15 protein-coding genes are annotated in these 15,211 nt (G+C 68.3%); 6 read left to right on the top strand and 9 right to left on the bottom strand.

All coding sequences use genetic code 11. The annotated features are described in order from the left end of the window. The first annotated feature begins 779 nt into the window (after nucleotides 1-779). On the top strand, nucleotides 780-2,504 hold the full coding sequence (locus ASE35_RS21165) for a hypothetical protein (protein WP_157489371.1): 1,725 nt from the start codon (nucleotides 780-782) through the stop codon (nucleotides 2,502-2,504). A 146-nt stretch (nucleotides 2,505-2,650) separates the two neighbouring features. Here the strand turns inward: ASE35_RS21165 and ASE35_RS21160 are convergent, their stop codons facing one another. The 5 genes from ASE35_RS21160 to ASE35_RS08770 form a co-directional block, all read right to left on the bottom strand. Beyond that, nucleotides 2,651-4,285, bottom strand: coding sequence for a hypothetical protein (locus tag ASE35_RS21160; RefSeq protein ID WP_157489370.1), 1,635 nt, complete (start codon nucleotides 4,283-4,285; stop codon nucleotides 2,651-2,653). A gap of 529 nt (nucleotides 4,286-4,814) precedes the next feature. Next, nucleotides 4,815-5,519, bottom strand: a complete 705-nt coding sequence (locus ASE35_RS08785; protein ID WP_057163606.1) for a GH25 family lysozyme — start codon at nucleotides 5,517-5,519, stop codon at nucleotides 4,815-4,817. Then, nucleotides 5,516-6,223: a hypothetical protein gene (locus tag ASE35_RS08780; RefSeq protein ID WP_057163605.1), complete on the bottom strand. Its 708-nt coding sequence runs from the start codon at nucleotides 6,221-6,223 to the stop codon at nucleotides 5,516-5,518. The genes ASE35_RS08785 and ASE35_RS08780 overlap by 4 nt, the downstream gene beginning before the upstream one ends. A 62-nt stretch (nucleotides 6,224-6,285) precedes the next feature. After that, complete coding sequence (locus ASE35_RS08775) at nucleotides 6,286-7,254, bottom strand: alpha/beta hydrolase (RefSeq protein ID WP_057163604.1); 969 nt, start codon at nucleotides 7,252-7,254, stop codon at nucleotides 6,286-6,288. 8 nt (nucleotides 7,255-7,262) lie between these two features. Continuing rightward, on the bottom strand, nucleotides 7,263-9,209 hold the full coding sequence (locus ASE35_RS08770; protein WP_057160281.1) for a M1 family metallopeptidase: 1,947 nt from the start codon (nucleotides 9,207-9,209) through the stop codon (nucleotides 7,263-7,265). Nucleotides 9,210-9,425: 216 nt separating this feature from the next. On the opposite strand from ASE35_RS08770, the gene ASE35_RS08765 reads away from it, so the two are divergent. Further along, a complete protein-coding gene (locus ASE35_RS08765; RefSeq protein WP_056178255.1) occupies nucleotides 9,426-10,166 on the top strand; it encodes a 3-oxoacyl-ACP reductase family protein in 741 nt (246 codons plus the stop codon). Nucleotides 10,167-10,191: 25 nt separating this feature from the next. Further along, entirely contained in the window at nucleotides 10,192-10,506 is a 315-nt protein-coding gene (locus ASE35_RS08760; protein WP_056179893.1) for a multidrug efflux SMR transporter, read from the top strand. 29 nt (nucleotides 10,507-10,535) lie between these two features. Here ASE35_RS08760 and ASE35_RS08755 read toward each other — a convergent pair whose 3' ends face one another. The 3 genes from ASE35_RS08755 to ubiE are packed head-to-tail and all read right to left on the bottom strand — an operon-like array spanning nucleotide 10,536 to nucleotide 12,026. Beyond that, nucleotides 10,536-10,991, bottom strand: coding sequence for a GNAT family N-acetyltransferase (locus tag ASE35_RS08755; RefSeq protein ID WP_057163603.1), 456 nt, complete (start codon nucleotides 10,989-10,991; stop codon nucleotides 10,536-10,538). 35 nt (nucleotides 10,992-11,026) lie between these two features. Then, nucleotides 11,027-11,239 carry a hypothetical protein gene (locus ASE35_RS08750; protein WP_056178250.1) on the bottom strand — a complete coding sequence of 71 codons (213 nt, stop codon included), beginning with the start codon at nucleotides 11,237-11,239 and terminating at the stop codon, nucleotides 11,027-11,029. Between the two features lie 22 nt (nucleotides 11,240-11,261). Beyond that, nucleotides 11,262-12,026 carry a bifunctional demethylmenaquinone methyltransferase/2-methoxy-6-polyprenyl-1,4-benzoquinol methylase UbiE gene (ubiE, locus tag ASE35_RS08745; protein WP_057160279.1) on the bottom strand — a complete coding sequence of 255 codons (765 nt, stop codon included), beginning with the start codon at nucleotides 12,024-12,026 and terminating at the stop codon, nucleotides 11,262-11,264. Between the two features lie 203 nt (nucleotides 12,027-12,229). Between ubiE and ASE35_RS08740 the strand changes: the two genes are divergently transcribed. Together ASE35_RS08740 and ASE35_RS08735 are read left to right on the top strand one after the other, a co-directional pair. Then, a complete protein-coding gene (locus ASE35_RS08740; protein ID WP_056178246.1) occupies nucleotides 12,230-12,706 on the top strand; it encodes a GNAT family N-acetyltransferase in 477 nt (158 codons plus the stop codon). Nucleotides 12,707-12,821: 115 nt separating this feature from the next. Further along, on the top strand, nucleotides 12,822-13,484 hold the full coding sequence (locus tag ASE35_RS08735; RefSeq protein WP_082611195.1) for a DUF2306 domain-containing protein: 663 nt from the start codon (nucleotides 12,822-12,824) through the stop codon (nucleotides 13,482-13,484). Here ASE35_RS08735 and ASE35_RS08730 read toward each other — a convergent pair. Further along, a complete protein-coding gene (locus ASE35_RS08730; RefSeq protein ID WP_057163601.1) occupies nucleotides 13,461-14,582 on the bottom strand; it encodes a helix-turn-helix transcriptional regulator in 1,122 nt (373 codons plus the stop codon). The two genes, ASE35_RS08735 and ASE35_RS08730, sit on opposite strands and share 24 nt — an antisense overlap. A gap of 111 nt (nucleotides 14,583-14,693) precedes the next feature. On the opposite strand from ASE35_RS08730, the gene ASE35_RS08725 reads away from it, so the two are divergent. Next, complete coding sequence (locus ASE35_RS08725) at nucleotides 14,694-15,149, top strand: nucleoside deaminase (protein WP_056178240.1); 456 nt, start codon at nucleotides 14,694-14,696, stop codon at nucleotides 15,147-15,149. Nucleotides 15,150-15,211 lie beyond the last annotated feature (62 nt).

The raw sequence follows: 15,211 nt of genomic DNA, 5'->3' as shown, positions 1-15,211 counted from the left end.
GCTATATGACTGTTGAAGGGCCTGCCCCCCGGATTCCGCTTCTGCTGGGCCGTCGCAGTGCTATCGGCGATGCGCCCTATCGCACAGCGGCGGCTGCCCACATCACTCGTAGGGTGCGGTGATAACCGCACCGTCGCGAGGGTCTGGAGCTGCACTCATTCGGATCGCCCGATGAGGCCGGTACGAGGGCCGTGCGCCCGGTCCGGCTAATCCACGCCAAGCGCTCGCCGGCAAGTCGGGGCGCCATGCGCCGCTAAGACGGATCGCCGCAGGCAGCCCAAGGCGATGGCCGAGCTTAAGTCTCGCCTGGCCCCCATAACCCGCCCGGCCAGCCTGGGCGTGTCCTCGCGCAGCCCCTCCGCTGGCGCTCGGTCGAGAGCCATAGATCAGGTCGCTGCGGGTGCGTACTTGCGTGCACTAGGCAGACGTCTGGCTCGCGGAATCGGCGGCCTAGCCGACATCGGCGGCCCTCCCGGACACGACCTAAGCCTCCCTAGTGGAAAGTCACCACAGCAAGAGCGCTCAATTAGAGCCTAAATGGTGTCCTAATCCACAAAAGAGATGCGATTTACTCATGTGACCGGGCGGACTGAGTCCGCCCCCGCCCATGGAACCCGTTAGGCCAGAACATGAGCCCTCTAGCCGTCAGCCGTCGACCCGCACCCGATTACCCAGGCCATGCCGGTCGAGTCACCGGGTGTCCGGAGGCATGCGCTCCGTCAAGACAAGGAACCGGGCCGCGCACGCGGCATCCCGGTGCGGGCCCAGGAGCCGACGCGATGCGTAACCGTGGCGCAGGCCTTATGCGCGTCTGTTCGTGGCTGTTGCTGGCCTTGCTAGGCATATCCGGACTGGCGCAAGCGGAAACGCCGCTGGCCTGGACCGTCATCAATCCGGATTTGGGCTCAGCAACGGTCAACGGGACGACGATCGCCATTGGTGGCGACCAGGGCACCACGCCCTATGCGCTCGGCGCCATGACGGCCACCGGCGTTTACGGCAACCCGTATGGCGAAGTCATCGCCGGCAGGGGATCCGTGCGACTGGACATCGCGCCTCAAGGCACCACTCGCTTCATCGCTGTGACATTCAGCCGGCCGATCAACAATCCGATCCTGCATATCGAGGACTTGGGCATTTGGCGCGCCACCTGCACGGGGGTGAATTGCACCGCGAGGAGTTCGACGTCCATATGGCAGTTGACGTCCGCCACGGCAACCGGGGGCAGCGTCAACGCGCTGGCCGTGTCCGGCAACGCCGCTTTCTTCGTGGCTGGAAACACGGTCGGCGGCCCTTCCAACGGCACCGTCAACTTCAATTCCAACTCGCCGCCGACGGGCGGCTGTTCCGGCACCTTATTGGTCGGCTGCGGCTCGGTGATGTTCGTCGGAATCGGCATCACCCAGCTCTTCTTCACGATCACCTGGGCGGGCCCGGCACAAACCGCGTTCGCTGAAGGCATAAACATGACGGTCTCCATCCCCAGCGTTCCGCAAATGCAGGTGGTGAAGCGAGCGCTCGGCGGCACCGGTAGCTTCAGCTTTACCGGCAACAACGGATATCCGGGCGACACCGTCGCGGCTGCTACCGCGGGAGCCTTCGTGGACGGCACCAGCTTCCGGCTCGGTGCCGCAGGTGTCGATACCACCATCAGCGAGACCGCCGTCGCCGGCTGGGTCACCGGCGCGAACCCCACCTTCCTGTGTTACGACGGCGCGCGCGCGCCGCCACTGTCCAACCAGCTTGTATCGGCCACGTTCGATCCTGCCACTCGTACCTACACCATTCCTGGCAGTCAGATGGCGGTCAACAGCCTGATCCGCTGCCATTTCGACAACACCCGCACGGGCACGGTGACGGTCACTAAAATCTCCAATGGCGACGTCGGCAGCTTCAATTTCAGCGGCAGCAACGGCATCGCCAGCCATGCGATCACCACCGCGACCGCCGGTACCGGCGTGCAGGGCGCGGTGCAGACCTTGGCCGCCACGGGCACTCAGACCACCATCACCGAGGCGGCGCCCCCGGCCGGCTTCGTACTCACGGGCGTGACTTGCACGGGGCTCACCAACGGTGCGACGGCCACGTTCGACGCGCCCACCCGCACGGTCACGATCCCGTCCACCGGCACCGCGGCGGGCGCGAGCATCAGTTGCACCTTTACCAACTCGCGCCAGAGCGCCGACCTGAGCATCACCAAGACCAACACGCCGGGCGTGAACGGCAACGTCGACCAGGCTAGCGACACCGTCACCTCCGGCTCGCCGACCACCTATGAGCTGCGCGTCACCAACAACGGGCCCGATTCGGTGACCGGCGCCGTGGTGCGGGATACACCGGGCGCCGGCATCGCCTGCCCTGGCGGCAATACGGTGACGATCACCGGCGATGGCGTGCCTGTGGGCAGCTTCACCATCGCCAACCTGACCGGCGCCGGCATTACCCTCGGCACGCTTACGACCGGGCAAACCACGGTGTTGAGTTTCAGCTGCAACGTGCAATAGCGGCTAGCGAACGCCGCGATCGCTTGCGGCGACGCACCTTATACGCAGGGCGGCCGATGCCAGGCATCGCCGCCCTCCTCGCTAGAGGGTGGCCGAGGCCGCCCGGCGGACGGCACCGACCCATTAGCGATCGCGCTGCCGCGCCGTTACAGCGACCGCGGCGCGATCGCCTGCTGCTGCGGATCGGCCACGGGCGCGGCGGGCGTGCGCGATTCCTGCTCGCGCTTTTCGCCCAATGCGGCAGCCGCTTCGACCGACAAGCCGCGGCGCGCGTCGCTGGCGCCGACGCTGATCAGTTCGGCGCCGGGCTGACGATCGCGTGCGCTGGCTTCGGCCCCCAGGAACAGGCGGCGCTCGCCGTCGGCACCGGGACTGCCTAGCTCGACGTAGCCGATACGCGGCAGCCCGCGCAGTTCCGCGATGCCGGCCAGGCTTTGCGCGGTCTCGTTCACGGGCAGGCGCGCGTTCTCGGGCAAGCCTTCGTTGATGCGGCGGATGTGCGCTTCGGCTTGCGTGCGCAGGGTGGGATCGACCGCGATCGACTGTGTATTCCCAGCGGAGCGGCTGGCCACGCCGACGGACGGCGTTTCCTGCGACCCGTTCGCTACCTGGTTAGCCTCGCGGGACGCCTCCGCTTCGGCAAGCAGAGCCACATTCCTCTCCGCCGTTCGATCGCGCGACGCCGGTCGTGGGACCGATGGACCGTCGTACGCGAACGAAAGCGCCGCCCCCACCGCCCATTCGTCGCCATTGATCAAACCAAACCCACGCACGCCGATATCGCCGTTTTGGTATAGCGCGTCGACTCGATAGCGATCGCCTTGGCCTTCGGTACTGCTATACGTTCCCGACAAGCGGGCCGATTCCCTTGGGTTGAACTTGTGATCGAGGTTGGCACTGACCTGGAAGGTATCGCGACCAACACCGAGCCCAGCACCGATTTCGGTCCGCGATGTAAGCCCAGTCGCCACAACTGTGCTCCCGCCCAATTCCACTATCTCCCCATTTCGGACACCCGCATTCAACCTGAAGTTTTCGGCAGGGTTCACGTAAGTAGCGGATACCGCGTTGCTGCCGTCGGCCGTGTTGTTGCTGAAAGATACCGTGCCGGAAGCGTTCGCCGGCAATGGAAATCCCGCAGTCACTGCCTGCCTGCTGCCATCGGGGATCGCGGCGTAGCTGCCGCTCAACGAATAATCCTCGCTCCGCACCGCGACAAAAGCGCCATAGGTATCGGCTTCGGTGTTGACCGCAATGCCGCCAGACAAGGCCCTGGTGTCGTTGCCGGTACCCACACCGACGACCGTGGCGAAGTCCTGACCGCGACGACTGGTCGCGGCGCTCAAGATATCGGCGCCGACACTATTGCCGACGTAGACGTCCCGGATGCCCGTCTGGGGATTGCCGACAGTTGCACCCATCGAAACCGCGCCGGTGTCGGGATCAGTCTCGCGTATCTGGCCGCTGTAAATGGATTGACCGCTAGCGTTGAAGGTGTATCCGCCGGCGGATGCGTTGGCGGAACCCGGTAGGGGAATGCCAGGCCGGGTCATGCCCGCCAGCGGAAGACCGGGATTCAATATGTCGAGCGGTTGTGCCGCCGACCTGGGCCGTGGTGGCGTCGGTATCGCTGACTCGTCCGGGCGCTGCGCAGAGGACTGCGGCGCCGGTGGGCCGTAAACCTCGCTTGGGTTGCGCGCCGCCGTGCCTGTTTGCGCGATCGCGGGTTGTGGGGCCGCCGGATCCTGTCCCACACGCTCGTCGTCTTTGTCGTCAGCCATGGCACATCCCTGCCGTTACGATTCGAGACCATTTAGCTATCACGGATCAAATACCAACATCTAGACAGCAAGAGTCCACACTATTGCGGCCCAGATATCGCTAGATGCCTCGGAGAATTGCCCTTTGGACGTACTGTTTCCGCAGTTGACTCGCTCTAGCGCGGCCGAATGATGGCTAACAGGCCCTTGGGATCGGCTAGTAACTGGCATTAAAACTGTGCCAACGAGACCAGTGGCTGTGCAATTGGATTTGCGCAGGGGTTCGCTTTTTCGCGATCGCGGCTGACGCCGCTCCCACAGGAAGCGGGGGGGGAGGCGCGAGGATGTGTTGCAGAACCGCTCGATTGGGGTGGCGTCGTGAGTCGTGGGGGCGCGGTCGCGGCTTACGCCGCTCCTACCCCAAGGCGGTTCGCGGGAGGATGCGGGGTGCGTTTCGGCCCGTCATTGCCATCTGCATGAGCACACCGATGCCGTCAGCGTGAGCGCGGCGAGTCGATACCGCTTTTTCTCATCGCTCCCGCGTAGCGCGCTAGCGCGCGAACGCCGCGGCGTCGGTGTCGAATACGTTCAAGTCCACCGGTCCGTCGATGCCGCGCACGCGGCCGCGGTTGTGGTATTGCCACACCACCCAGTCGGCGCTGGCATCGGGCTTGCGCACGATCGCGCGCCGCCACAGCGCGCGCGGCGGCAAGTCGCGCTGATGCGCGGCAAGGAATTCCGGTGTGACGTAGAGCAAAGCCGGCTGGCCGTACGCGGCCTCGACCTGGCTCAGATAAGCGTCGAGCTCGCGTCGCAGTTGCACGCCGTCTGGATTGCGCCCGCAATTGCCGCCGAACTCCAGATCCAGCGCAGGCGGCAGATCGTGCGCGGACGGCGCGGCGGCGGCGAGGAAGTTGCGCGCCTGCTCGGCGCCCGGCTTGCACCAGGTGAAGAAGTGGTAAGCGCCGACCGCGAGCCCGGCCGCGCGCGCGTCGCGGCGGTTCTGGTCGAAACGGCGATCGCGGTGATCGCCGCCTTCGCTGGCCTTGAGATAAGCGAAGGCGACATCGTCTGCGGCGACCGCGCGCCAGTCGATCGCGCCCTGATGGTGGGACACGTCGATGCCGCGCAGCGGGTAACGAGCGCGATCGGGTTGCCAATGCAGGAACCATTGCCAGGCCAGTACCGCGCCCAGCAGCGCGATCGCGGCCAGGCCGGTCAGCGCGGCGGCGATGCGCCAGCCGCGTTCCTTCATTTCCAGCCCGGCATCTGGCTGGCGTCCAGGCCGCCGACTTCGAACACCGCGGTGCGGGTGCCGCCGGCCTTGACCGGGAACTCGATCGCGATCGTCTTGGCGCCGCGCACGGTGCGCCACAGCATGCGCTCGTCCTCGATGAACATCGCGGTGGCCTCGTCGGTCTTGGGACGGCTCGCGGCCACCGGCTTGGGCGCGGCGTCGTCGACCTTGAGCTTGACCTTGCAGCCGCCGTAGCAATCGAAATCGCCGGCCTGCAACACCAGATAGCTGCTGCGGCCCCACTCCGGATGATCGCGGAAGATCAGCCGCACTTCGCGCGGACCGCCGCCGTCGGTGTCGATGTGGTCCTTGGCGTAGAGCGCGGCCGAACGTTGCTCGCCGCCCGACAGCACCGGCTGGGTCTGGTACGACCACAGCGCGGCCAGGCGGCGCGTCTCCAACGCCTTGACCGCTTCGACCTTGGCCACTTCGTACTGCGCCTTGATGCGCGCGGCGGCCTGGCTGTTCGGGTACTGCGCGGTCAGAACGTCGCCGTGCGCGCGCGCCACGTCCCACTTGTTCAAGGCCACGGCGGCCTCGAAGGACTTGGCCATGTCCTCGGCCGCCTTCTCGTCGGTCGCGGCCTTGGCCGCGGCGGCGGCCTTGGGGTCTTCGGCCGGCTTGCAGGCGGCGAACGCGAGCGTGGCGGCGAGCAGCAGCATCGGAGTCCTGGCGTTCATCGGCGTGTCCCGTGTCGGTTCTTCGGATTCGTAGGGATGGCGGCTCAGTGCGGCCCGGCCAGCTGCGCGACCGCTTGCGCGACCGCGTCGGGCCGCTCCACCGGCGACATGTGGCCGCAGCCGTCCAGCAGCACCTGTCGCGCCTGTGGCATGCGCGCGGCGTACAGCGCCATCGCGCTGGCGTCGATCACCGCGTCCTGGCGGCACCATAGCAGCAGCGTCGGCTGGCGGATCCTGGCGGCTTCTTCGCCGGGCAGGAAGCGTTCCGGGCCGCGGCCGATGCGGTTGAGCACCGTCTGCTCGAACGCGGCATCGCGCTTGCGGCGCGCGATGTAGATCTCGTCGGCCGGCCACGGGATCGTCGGCTTGGCGGCGGCGTCGTAGAACACGGTGTCGAGGTAGCGTTGCAGGCCGGCGCCGTCGGCGACCGCGAAGGGATTGTGGCCGGCCAGCACCTCGACGCCGAAGCGGTTGTCGCGAAAGCGCACGCCGGCCGCGTCGAACAGACCCAGGCGATCGACCGCGCGCGGATAGCGCGCCGCGGTCAGGGCCGCGATGCCGCCGCCCATGGAATGGCCCAGCAGCACCACCTCGTTGCCGCGCGGGCGCGCCACTTGTTCGATGAAACGCGCCAGGCGCGCGCTTTGGGCGACGAAGCCGTAGTCGCCGCCGTCGCGGCGCTGGCTTTCGCCCCAGCCGGGAAGATCGGGAATCAGCAAGCGGTAGCGGCCGCGCAGCCGCTGTGCCAACGGGTACCAGTTTTCCTTGCTGCCGGTGAAACCGTGGACCATCACCACGACAGGCGCGCCGGCCGGCGCCTCGTCGTTGTAGGCGTAGACCCAGCGATGGTCGTCGAGCTTGAGGCTGTCGCGCGACAGGCCGGCGACGATGCGCTGGCGGTTGTAGTCGGCCAGCACCACGCGATAGGGATCGCGCCACAGCAGCGCGGTAACGGTCGCAAACAACGCGGCCGCCACGAGGGCGGCCGCGAGTCTGGCGCGACGCCAACGCATGGCGTCGCTTACTTGGCCGCCTGCGGCGCGGCCTTGGCCTTGGCGATCACCGCTTCGACCGATTCGGTCGTGATCGGGTGATAGCCGGGCTTGGCCTTGGCGAAGGTGTCCTCGGCCAGTTTCAGGCCGGCGGGCGTTTTCACCAGTTCGCTGTAGGTCGGCATGATCAGCTTGCGGCGGCCGATGCGCTGCAGGAACGCGGCGATGGCGGCGTCGGCCTGGGTGTAGCCGCTACGCACGGTCAGCGGATACCAGCGTTGCGCGATCTCGCCGTTGGGCGTACCGGTGAGCTTGTAGGCGGCGTCCAGGGCCTTGAGCTGATCGACGCTGAGCGTGTCGGGCATGCCTTCGACGAAGTGCACCCATTCCTGGGTCGACCACTTGGCGGTCGCGGCCTTGTCCGGCAAGGTGCCGGCGTCCAGCCAGGCCTTGCGCGCGGCGTCGATGGCGTCGAAGCGCGCCGACGGCGTCTGCGGCGCGTTGCTCGGGATGCCCGGCTCGTACAACCAGGCGTCGAACTCGGCCTGAGTGACCTTGCCCGGGTACTTGTCGAGCAGATTGGCCTTGGCGTAGTCGACGAACTGCTGGGTCGAGATGCTCTGGAACGCGAAGTGGTCGAAGTAGCCGCGCAGGAAGGCGTCGAAGTTGTCGCGGCCGAAACGCTGTTCCAGGAACTGCAGGAACCAGGCGCCCTTGGTGTAGACGGTGCCGGTGAGGTTGTTGTCCGGGTCGTCCAGCGCGCCGGGCTTGATCGCCAGCGCCTGCAGCGGCTTGTTGGCGTCGGTGAACTCGCTGCGCAGTTCGTTGCGCGAGATCAGGCTCTCCATGTCGGCGCGCTCCTTGCCGTAGAGCACTTCGACGATGCGGTTCTCGACGTAGCTGGTGAAGCCCTCGTTGAGCCAGGCGTCGTTGGAGGTGGAGAAGGTCACCAGGTTGCCGGACCAGCTGTGCGCGAGCTCGTGCGCGATCAGCGACACCAGCGACTTGTCGCCGACGATCGCGGTCGGAGTGGCGAAGGTCAGGCGCGGGTTCTCCATGCCGCCGTACGGGAACGAAGGCGGCAGCACCAGGATGTCGTAACGGTCCCAGCGGTAGGGGCCGTACAGCTTCTCGGCGGTCTCCATCATCTTCTCGGTGTCGGAGAACTCGGCCACCGCCTTGGGCGCCATCGCCGGCTCGGCCCACACGCCGCTGCGCTGCGAGATCGGCTGGAACACCAGGTCGCCGGCCGCGATCGCGAGCAGGTAGGACGGGATCTTCTGCGGCATCTTGAATTCGTAGTCGCCGTCGCGCGCCGCCTTGGGATCGTTGTCGGCGCTCATCAGCACCATCGCGTCCTTGGGCGCGGTCACGTGCGCGGTGTAGGTGAAGCGCACGCTGGGCGTATCCTGCAGCGGCACCCACGAACGCGCGTGGATCTGCTGCGACTGGCTGAACATGAAGGGCGTCTTCTTGCCCTCGGTCATCGCCGGGGTCAGCCACTGCAGGCCCGACGCGTCCGGCGAGGTCTTGTAGGTCACGCGCACGCGCGCGTTGCGCTCCGGCGTTTCGATGGTCAGCTTGCTGCCGAACAACTTGTCGGCCGGCGCCAGCGCGAACTTGAGATCGTCCCACTTGCCGTCGCTGCGCTCGCCGACGATCTTCTCGATGTTCAGGCCGCGCGTGTCCAGCACCAGTTGGGTCGCGGCCTTGTCCACCCAGTTCAGGGTGTAGGTGGCCGAGCCGCTGAGCTGCTTGTGCTCGAAGTCGACCGCCAGCTGCAGGGCGAGGTCGTCGATCCGGACCTTGTCCGGCTGGGCGTAGGAATGCGCGTCGACCACGGCAGGACTGGTCACGGCGGTCTCCGTCTTGGCGGCGGCGGGAGGGGCGGCGCCGTCGGCGGGCGTCGCGGCCTCGCGCGAACAACCCAGGGCGAGCGCGGCGGCGAGGCAAACGGTAAGGATCGAATAACGCATGGAAGGCCCACGGCAAGGGATCGAGCGTTCGAGTTTAGCGCCTAGTCCGCGCCGGGGGCACCGCACAGCATGGCGGTTCGCCCGGGCCCGGTCAGCGCCGGCCCCGCAACGCTGCTTTCCGCCGTGAGCCGCTGCAACAGTCAGTCCCGCGCGCCCGGCTGCGCGGGCGCGCGCAGGCGCCTAGCATCGGCGGCCTCCCTCCTACGGAACAAGACGATGACCCCTCTGGCAGGCAAAGTGGCGCTGGTGACCGGCGGCAGCCGCGGTATCGGCGCGGCCACCGCGCAGCGCCTGGCGCGCGACGGCGCCGACGTGGTGCTGACCTACGCCGCCTCGCAGGAGCGGGCGCTGGCCGTGGTCGCGGCGATCGAAGCCGGCGGCCGGCGCGCGCTCGCGATCCGCGCCGACAGCGCCGATCCCGACGCGGTGGTCGCCGCGGTCGAGCGCACCGTGGCCGAGTTCGGCCGCATCGACATCCTGGTCAACAACGCCGGCATCTTCATGTACGGCCCGTTCGAGGACGAGTCGCGCGAGAGCTTCGAGCGCGCGATCGCGATCAACGTGCAGGCGCCGTTCGCGGCCGCCCAGGCCGCGTCCAAGCACATGGGCGAAGGCGGCCGCATCATCACCATCGGCAGCTGCCTGGGCGAACGCGTGGGCGCGCCGGGCATGACCCTGTACTCGCTGACCAAGTTCGCCACCGTCGGCCTGAGCAAGGGCCTGGCCCAGGATCTGGGCGCGCGCGGCATCACCGCCAACGTGGTCCAGCCCGGTCCGATCGACACCGAGATGAATCCTGCCGACGGCGAAGGCGCCGAGCACCAGCGCGCCGGCCTGCCGCTGGGCCGTTACGGCGAAGCCGAGGACGTGGCCGACACGGTCGCGCACCTGGCCGGTCCGGGCGGACGTTTCATCACCGGCGCCGCGATCTCGGTCGACGGCGGCTTCTCGGCCTGAGCCGGCGATGACGCGCGCGGCGATGCTGGCCTGGGCGCTGCTGGTCGGCGCCGGGCTGCTAGAGATCGTGTGGGCGATCGCGCTCAAGCAAAGCGAGGGCTTCGCGCGTCTGTGGCCCAGCGTGATCGGGCTGACGTCCGCGGTCGCGAGCTTCGCGATGCTGGCACTGGCCCTGAAGTGGCTGCCGGTGGGCACCGCCTACGCGGTCTGGGTCGGCATCGGCACGGTCGGCGTGGCGATCGCGGGGATCGTCGCGTTCGGCGAACCCGCGACCGCGGCGCGGCTGCTGTGCTTGAGTCTGATCGTGGGCGGCGTGATCGGCTTGAAGCTGGTGCACTGAGCGCGCTGCGCCTGGGCGCGCTCGCGCGCTCAGGCTGGGCCGCTGCGCTTGAGGTAATAACCCGAGGCGGCAAAGGCTTCGTTGCCGGCGAGCTTGCCTTCCAACGTGCGCTGCACGTCGAATCCCTCCGAGCGGTACAGCGCTAACGCGGCTTCGTTGCCCACCAGCACTTCGGTGTAGAGGTCGCCCGCGCAGGCGGCCACGGCATGGCGCAGCAGCGCGCGGCCGATGCCCTGTCGATACGCGGGCGGGTCGCAGTACAGCCAGGTCAGCTCTTCATCCGAGTACGCGGCGAAACCCAGCACACGGCCGTCGACCTCGGCGACGACCACACGGGCGTCGAACAGGCCCTCGTTGTCGGCGGTCTGCTCCAGGCTCAGGTACGCGTCCATCAGGCCGCTGGCGCCCAGTTCGTCGCGACGCGCGGCGTCGTGGATCTCGCACAGTCGCGGCCAGTCGCTGTCGCGGTAGTCGCGGAGGTTCATGTCGGCGTTCCTGTCCTACGCGGCGACGCGGCGCGTTACCAAAAGATCACCCATAGCACGAAGGCGATCGCCAGCGAGGCGATAAACACCAGCGCGCCGATCAGGTTGAAACCGCCGGCGCAATCGCTGCAGTACTTTCCGCGCGACGGCGACGGTATCCACAGCCAAATCAAGGGCAGGAACAGCCACCACTGCACCGCCGATGCGGGGTCGGCGGGTTGTTCGTCGCACCACTTGCACAGGGCCATCGTCCCGCCTCCGGCGCCGGATTCAGACCTTGTAGCCGGTGTGGATCGCGACGATGCCGGCCGACAGGTTCTTGTAGTCGCAGCGCGCGAAACCGGCCTCGCCCATCATGCGCTTGAGCTCGTCCTGCGGCGGGTGCTTGCGGATGCTCTCGGCCAGGTACTGGTAGCTGTCGCTGTCGTTGGCGAACAGCTTGCCCAGCTTGGGCAGGATGTTGAACGAGTGGAAGTCGTAGATCGGCTTGAACCACTCGGCCTTCACTTCCGAGAACTCCAGCACGCGCGCCTGGCCGCCGACCTTGAGCACGCGCTGCATCTCGCGCAGGGCGGCGTCCTTGTCGGTGACGTTGCGCAGGCCGAAGGCGATGGTGACCAGGTCGAAGCTGGCGTCCGGGAACGGCAGCTTCTCGGCGTTCATCTGCACGTACTCGAAGCCGCCGACCTTGCCCATGTCGGTCATGCGGTCGCGGCCCACGCGCAGCATGGCGCCGTTGATGTCGCCCAGCACGATGCTGCCGCTGTCGCCGACGCGGTCGCGCAGCAGCAGGGCGATGTCGCCGGTGCCGCCGGCCAGGTCGAGCACGCGGTCGCCGCGCTTGACCTGCGCGGTGGACACGAAATAGCGCTTCCAGACCCGATGCACGCCCAGGCTCATCAGGTCGTTCATCAGGTCGTACTTGCCGGCGACCGAGGAGAACACCTCGCCGACCAGCTTCTGCTTCTCGCCCTTGGGCACGTCGCGGAAACCGAAATGGGTGGTGTCGTCGGGTTTTTGGGTCTGTTCGCTCATGGGCGGGATTATCGCATGGCGGTCGTGGGGCTTCCGGAAATGACGGCCCCGGCCACAACCGCACCAGCCCTCTCCCGTGCACGGGGGCAGCGCTTGCGAGCCACTGGCTCGCGCCGCACCGGGCGCCCGACCGCCATGCGGGCGGGCCGGGGCGTGGCTGGAATGAGGCAGCGCAAGCCCGCCTGCTGCGGCATCATCCTTCCATGAGCCATCCCCCTACCCTGCACTGGCAAGCCAAGCCCTACGCCGAACTCGAACGCGACGAGCTCTACGAGCTGCTGCGCCTGCGCGCGGAAGTGTTCGTGATCGAGCAGAACTGCGTGTATCTGGACCCGGACGGCAAGGACCGCCACCCCGAGGCCCTGCACCTGCTCGGCCGCGCGCCCGACGGTGCGCTCGCGGCCTATCTGCGGATCCTGCCGGCCGGGCTCAGCTACCCACAGGTCAGTTTCGGACGCGTGCTGACCGCGCCGGCGTTCCGCGGCCAGGGGCTGGGCGATCCCATGATCGAGGCCGCGCTGGCGGCGATCGCCGCGCGCTGGCCCGGCGCCGACATCCAGATCGGCGCCCAGGCCCATCTGCAGGGCTACTACGGCCGCCACGGCTTCGCGCCTTCGTCCGAGCCCTACGTCGAAGACGGCATCCCGCACATCGACCTGCTGCGCCCCGGCCGCGCCTGAGCCCGGGCACAGGCGGCCGATTCCGCCGTTCAGGACGTACGAATCCGCCGGTTCGGACGACCCGCGAGGCCGCCACGGCCACCCTGCAGCCTCCTGAATCCTGTGGAGGTGGCTTATGTCGGCTGGGACGGTCTGGTTGCGCCGGGGAGCGGCGCTGGTCTTCGGCCTGGGCTGCCTGGCGGTGGCGCTGTACGCGTTCACCTTCTTCTCCCGCGACAGCAACATCGGCAATCCGTTCGATGCGCGCTTCGCGGTCTCCGGCTGGGACGTGCCCGGGCATATCTTCGGCGCCGGGCTGGCCCTGCTGCTGGTGCCGTTGCAGCTGCTGGGTGGGATCCGCCGGCGCTGGCCGCGTTTGCACCGGCTCGGCGGCGGTCTCTATGCGGGCGCGATCCTGATCGCCGCGATCTCGGCGCTGTCGCTGGCGCGCCACTCCCAAGGCGGCGCGGCCAGCGGCTCGGGCTTCGCGCTGCTGGCGCTGGTGTGGGTGGCCTGCACCGCGGTCGGCATCCGCTACGCCCTCGTCCGCGACTTCGAACGCCACCGTCGCTGGATGTACCGCAGCGCCGCCCTGACCGCGTCGGCGGTGACCCTGCGGATCATGCTGGGGGTCGGCGCGGGCGCGATGCAGTGGCCGTTCCTGCCGGTCTACATCGCCGCGGCCTGGGGCTGCTGGACGTTCAACCTGGCGCTGTGCGAACTGCTGCTGCGCTGGCCGGCGATACGCGCGCGACTGGGCGCGCGCCGCGGCTACTCAAGCGGGGCCGCTCGCGGCTGAGCCCGCGTGGCGTTGGCGATAGGCGCTGGGCGTCTGGCCGAGCTGGCGCTTGAAGGCGGCGTTGAAGGTGGACTTGGAGGTGTAGCCGCAGGCGTAGGCGATGTCGAGGATGGTGCGCGCTTCGTCCGGATCGGCCAGACAGGCGCGCGCGGCTTCGACGCGCTGGCGGTTGATGTAGTCCCAGAAGTGGCCCTCGAAGCGGCGGTTGATCACCGCCGACACCAGGTATTCGGGGTAGCCGCTGCGCTTGGCCAGATGGCCGATGGTCAAGGCCGGCTCGCGGTACAGCTGTTCCTGCGCCATCAGCTGGGCCAGCCGCGCCTCGACCGCGGGGAAGCGCGGATCGTCGGCCGCGGGCTCTTCCGCCCTCGCCTCCTCGACGGACGCGGGCGCGGGCTCGGCCGCCACCGCGACCTGGCGCAGGCTCAGATAGCCGACCACGAACACCCAGCCCACCACCGCGCCGTAGATCAGCGGGTAGTCGATCCAGGGAATGCGCGCGAGCCACTGCACCACCGCGATGCACCAGATCACGATCTGCGAGACCGCCATCGCGTCGATCCAATGCAGCGACATGCGGTCGGCATCCGAACGCCGTTGCAGCAGGCCGCGCCGATAGCGGCGCACGCGCACCAGACCGGCGATCACATAGCTCAGGCTGTAGACGAACAGGCCGATGTCCAGCCAGGGCCGGCCTGGCCAGTAGCCGCCCTGACGCAGGTGCTCGAAGAACGCGCGCTGCTGCGCCGCGTCCTGCAGGAACACGCCGATGTTGGGCAGCAGCGACACCACGAAGCCGGCCAGGTGCACGAGGTCGCGGCGGTCCAGGCCGCGCGCCTCGGTCAGCGCGCGCACGTACAGATAGAACAGGCTGCCGTACAGGAACGGGAACAGGCCGACCAGGCGGTAGGCCTTTAGCAACTCCGGCGCCGGGCCGTGGAAGTACGCGGCCTTCACCGCCAGATCGACGCCGATCAGCGCCACCCAGCCCGCCAGCACCCGATTGGCCTGCGCGTTCACCGGCCGCCGCCATAGGGCGAGCGCCAGCAGCGCGGCCTGGCCGGCGCCGATCGCGAACACAAGGCTCCAGAAGATCATGCGGCGCGGAGGGTCGGCGTGGCGGCGGAGGCGTCGATTATGCCCGCGCCGCGGCTCTCGACCGCGTCGCGTGCGCGCGCCAGACTGCGCCTCTGTCTTCAGGAGCTCCGCATGATCGCCACCCCCGACTACCGCGCCCTGCTCGCCACCGCCGTCGCCGAGGCCCGCCAGGGCCTGGCCGAGGGCGGCATCCCGATCGGCGCGGCGCTGTACCACAACGACGGCCGCCTGCTCGGCTGCGGCCACAACCGCCGCATCCAGGAAGGCGACCCGTCCGTGCACGGCGAGACCGACGCCTTCCGCAAGGCCGGCCGGCAGCGCCGTTACCGCGACACCATCATGGTCACCACGCTGGCGCCGTGCTGGTACTGCAGCGGCCTGGTGCGCCAGTTCAACATCGGCACGGTGGTGGTCGGCGAATCGGTCAACTTCCAGGGCGGCGTCGACTGGCTGCGCGAAAGCGGCGTGGAAGTGATCGACCTCAACGATGGCGAATGCATCGACCTGCTCGGCGGTTACATCGCCGCGCATCCGGAGGTCTGGAACGAAGACATCGGCGAAGACTGAACGCGCTGCGCGAGCGCGACGCCCGTACGCGTCGCGCTTGCGTATCGAACTGGCTTGAGACC

It is taken from the genome of Lysobacter sp. Root916 (assembly GCF_001429785.1).
In the GTDB taxonomy this organism is placed as follows: Bacteria; Pseudomonadota; Gammaproteobacteria; order Xanthomonadales; family Xanthomonadaceae; genus Lysobacter.
This window is presented reverse-complemented; position numbering and strand designations above follow the sequence as displayed.

Excerpts from the sequence above, each read along its gene's own strand:
- ASE35_RS21165 (WP_157489371.1), top strand. The coding sequence starts at position 780 with ATGCGTAACCGTGGCGCAGGCCTTATGCGCGTCTGTTCGTGGCTGTTG.
- ASE35_RS21160 (WP_157489370.1), bottom strand. The coding sequence starts at position 4,285 with ATGGCTGACGACAAAGACGACGAGCGTGTGGGACAGGATCCGGCGGCC.
- ASE35_RS08785 (WP_057163606.1), bottom strand. The coding sequence starts at position 5,519 with ATGAAGGAACGCGGCTGGCGCATCGCCGCCGCGCTGACCGGCCTGGCC.
- ASE35_RS08780 (WP_057163605.1), bottom strand. The coding sequence starts at position 6,223 with ATGCTGCTGCTCGCCGCCACGCTCGCGTTCGCCGCCTGCAAGCCGGCC.
- ASE35_RS08775 (WP_057163604.1), bottom strand. The coding sequence starts at position 7,254 with ATGCGTTGGCGTCGCGCCAGACTCGCGGCCGCCCTCGTGGCGGCCGCG.
- ASE35_RS08770 (WP_057160281.1), bottom strand. The coding sequence starts at position 9,209 with ATGCGTTATTCGATCCTTACCGTTTGCCTCGCCGCCGCGCTCGCCCTG.
- ASE35_RS08765 (WP_056178255.1), top strand. The coding sequence starts at position 9,426 with ATGACCCCTCTGGCAGGCAAAGTGGCGCTGGTGACCGGCGGCAGCCGC.
- ASE35_RS08755 (WP_057163603.1), bottom strand. The coding sequence starts at position 10,991 with ATGAACCTCCGCGACTACCGCGACAGCGACTGGCCGCGACTGTGCGAG.
- ASE35_RS08750 (WP_056178250.1), bottom strand. The coding sequence starts at position 11,239 with ATGGCCCTGTGCAAGTGGTGCGACGAACAACCCGCCGACCCCGCATCG.
- ubiE (WP_057160279.1), bottom strand. The coding sequence starts at position 12,026 with ATGAGCGAACAGACCCAAAAACCCGACGACACCACCCATTTCGGTTTC.
- ASE35_RS08740 (WP_056178246.1), top strand. The coding sequence starts at position 12,230 with ATGAGCCATCCCCCTACCCTGCACTGGCAAGCCAAGCCCTACGCCGAA.
- ASE35_RS08735 (WP_082611195.1), top strand. The coding sequence starts at position 12,822 with ATGTCGGCTGGGACGGTCTGGTTGCGCCGGGGAGCGGCGCTGGTCTTC.
- ASE35_RS08730 (WP_057163601.1), bottom strand. The coding sequence starts at position 14,582 with ATGATCTTCTGGAGCCTTGTGTTCGCGATCGGCGCCGGCCAGGCCGCG.
- ASE35_RS08725 (WP_056178240.1), top strand. The coding sequence starts at position 14,694 with ATGATCGCCACCCCCGACTACCGCGCCCTGCTCGCCACCGCCGTCGCC.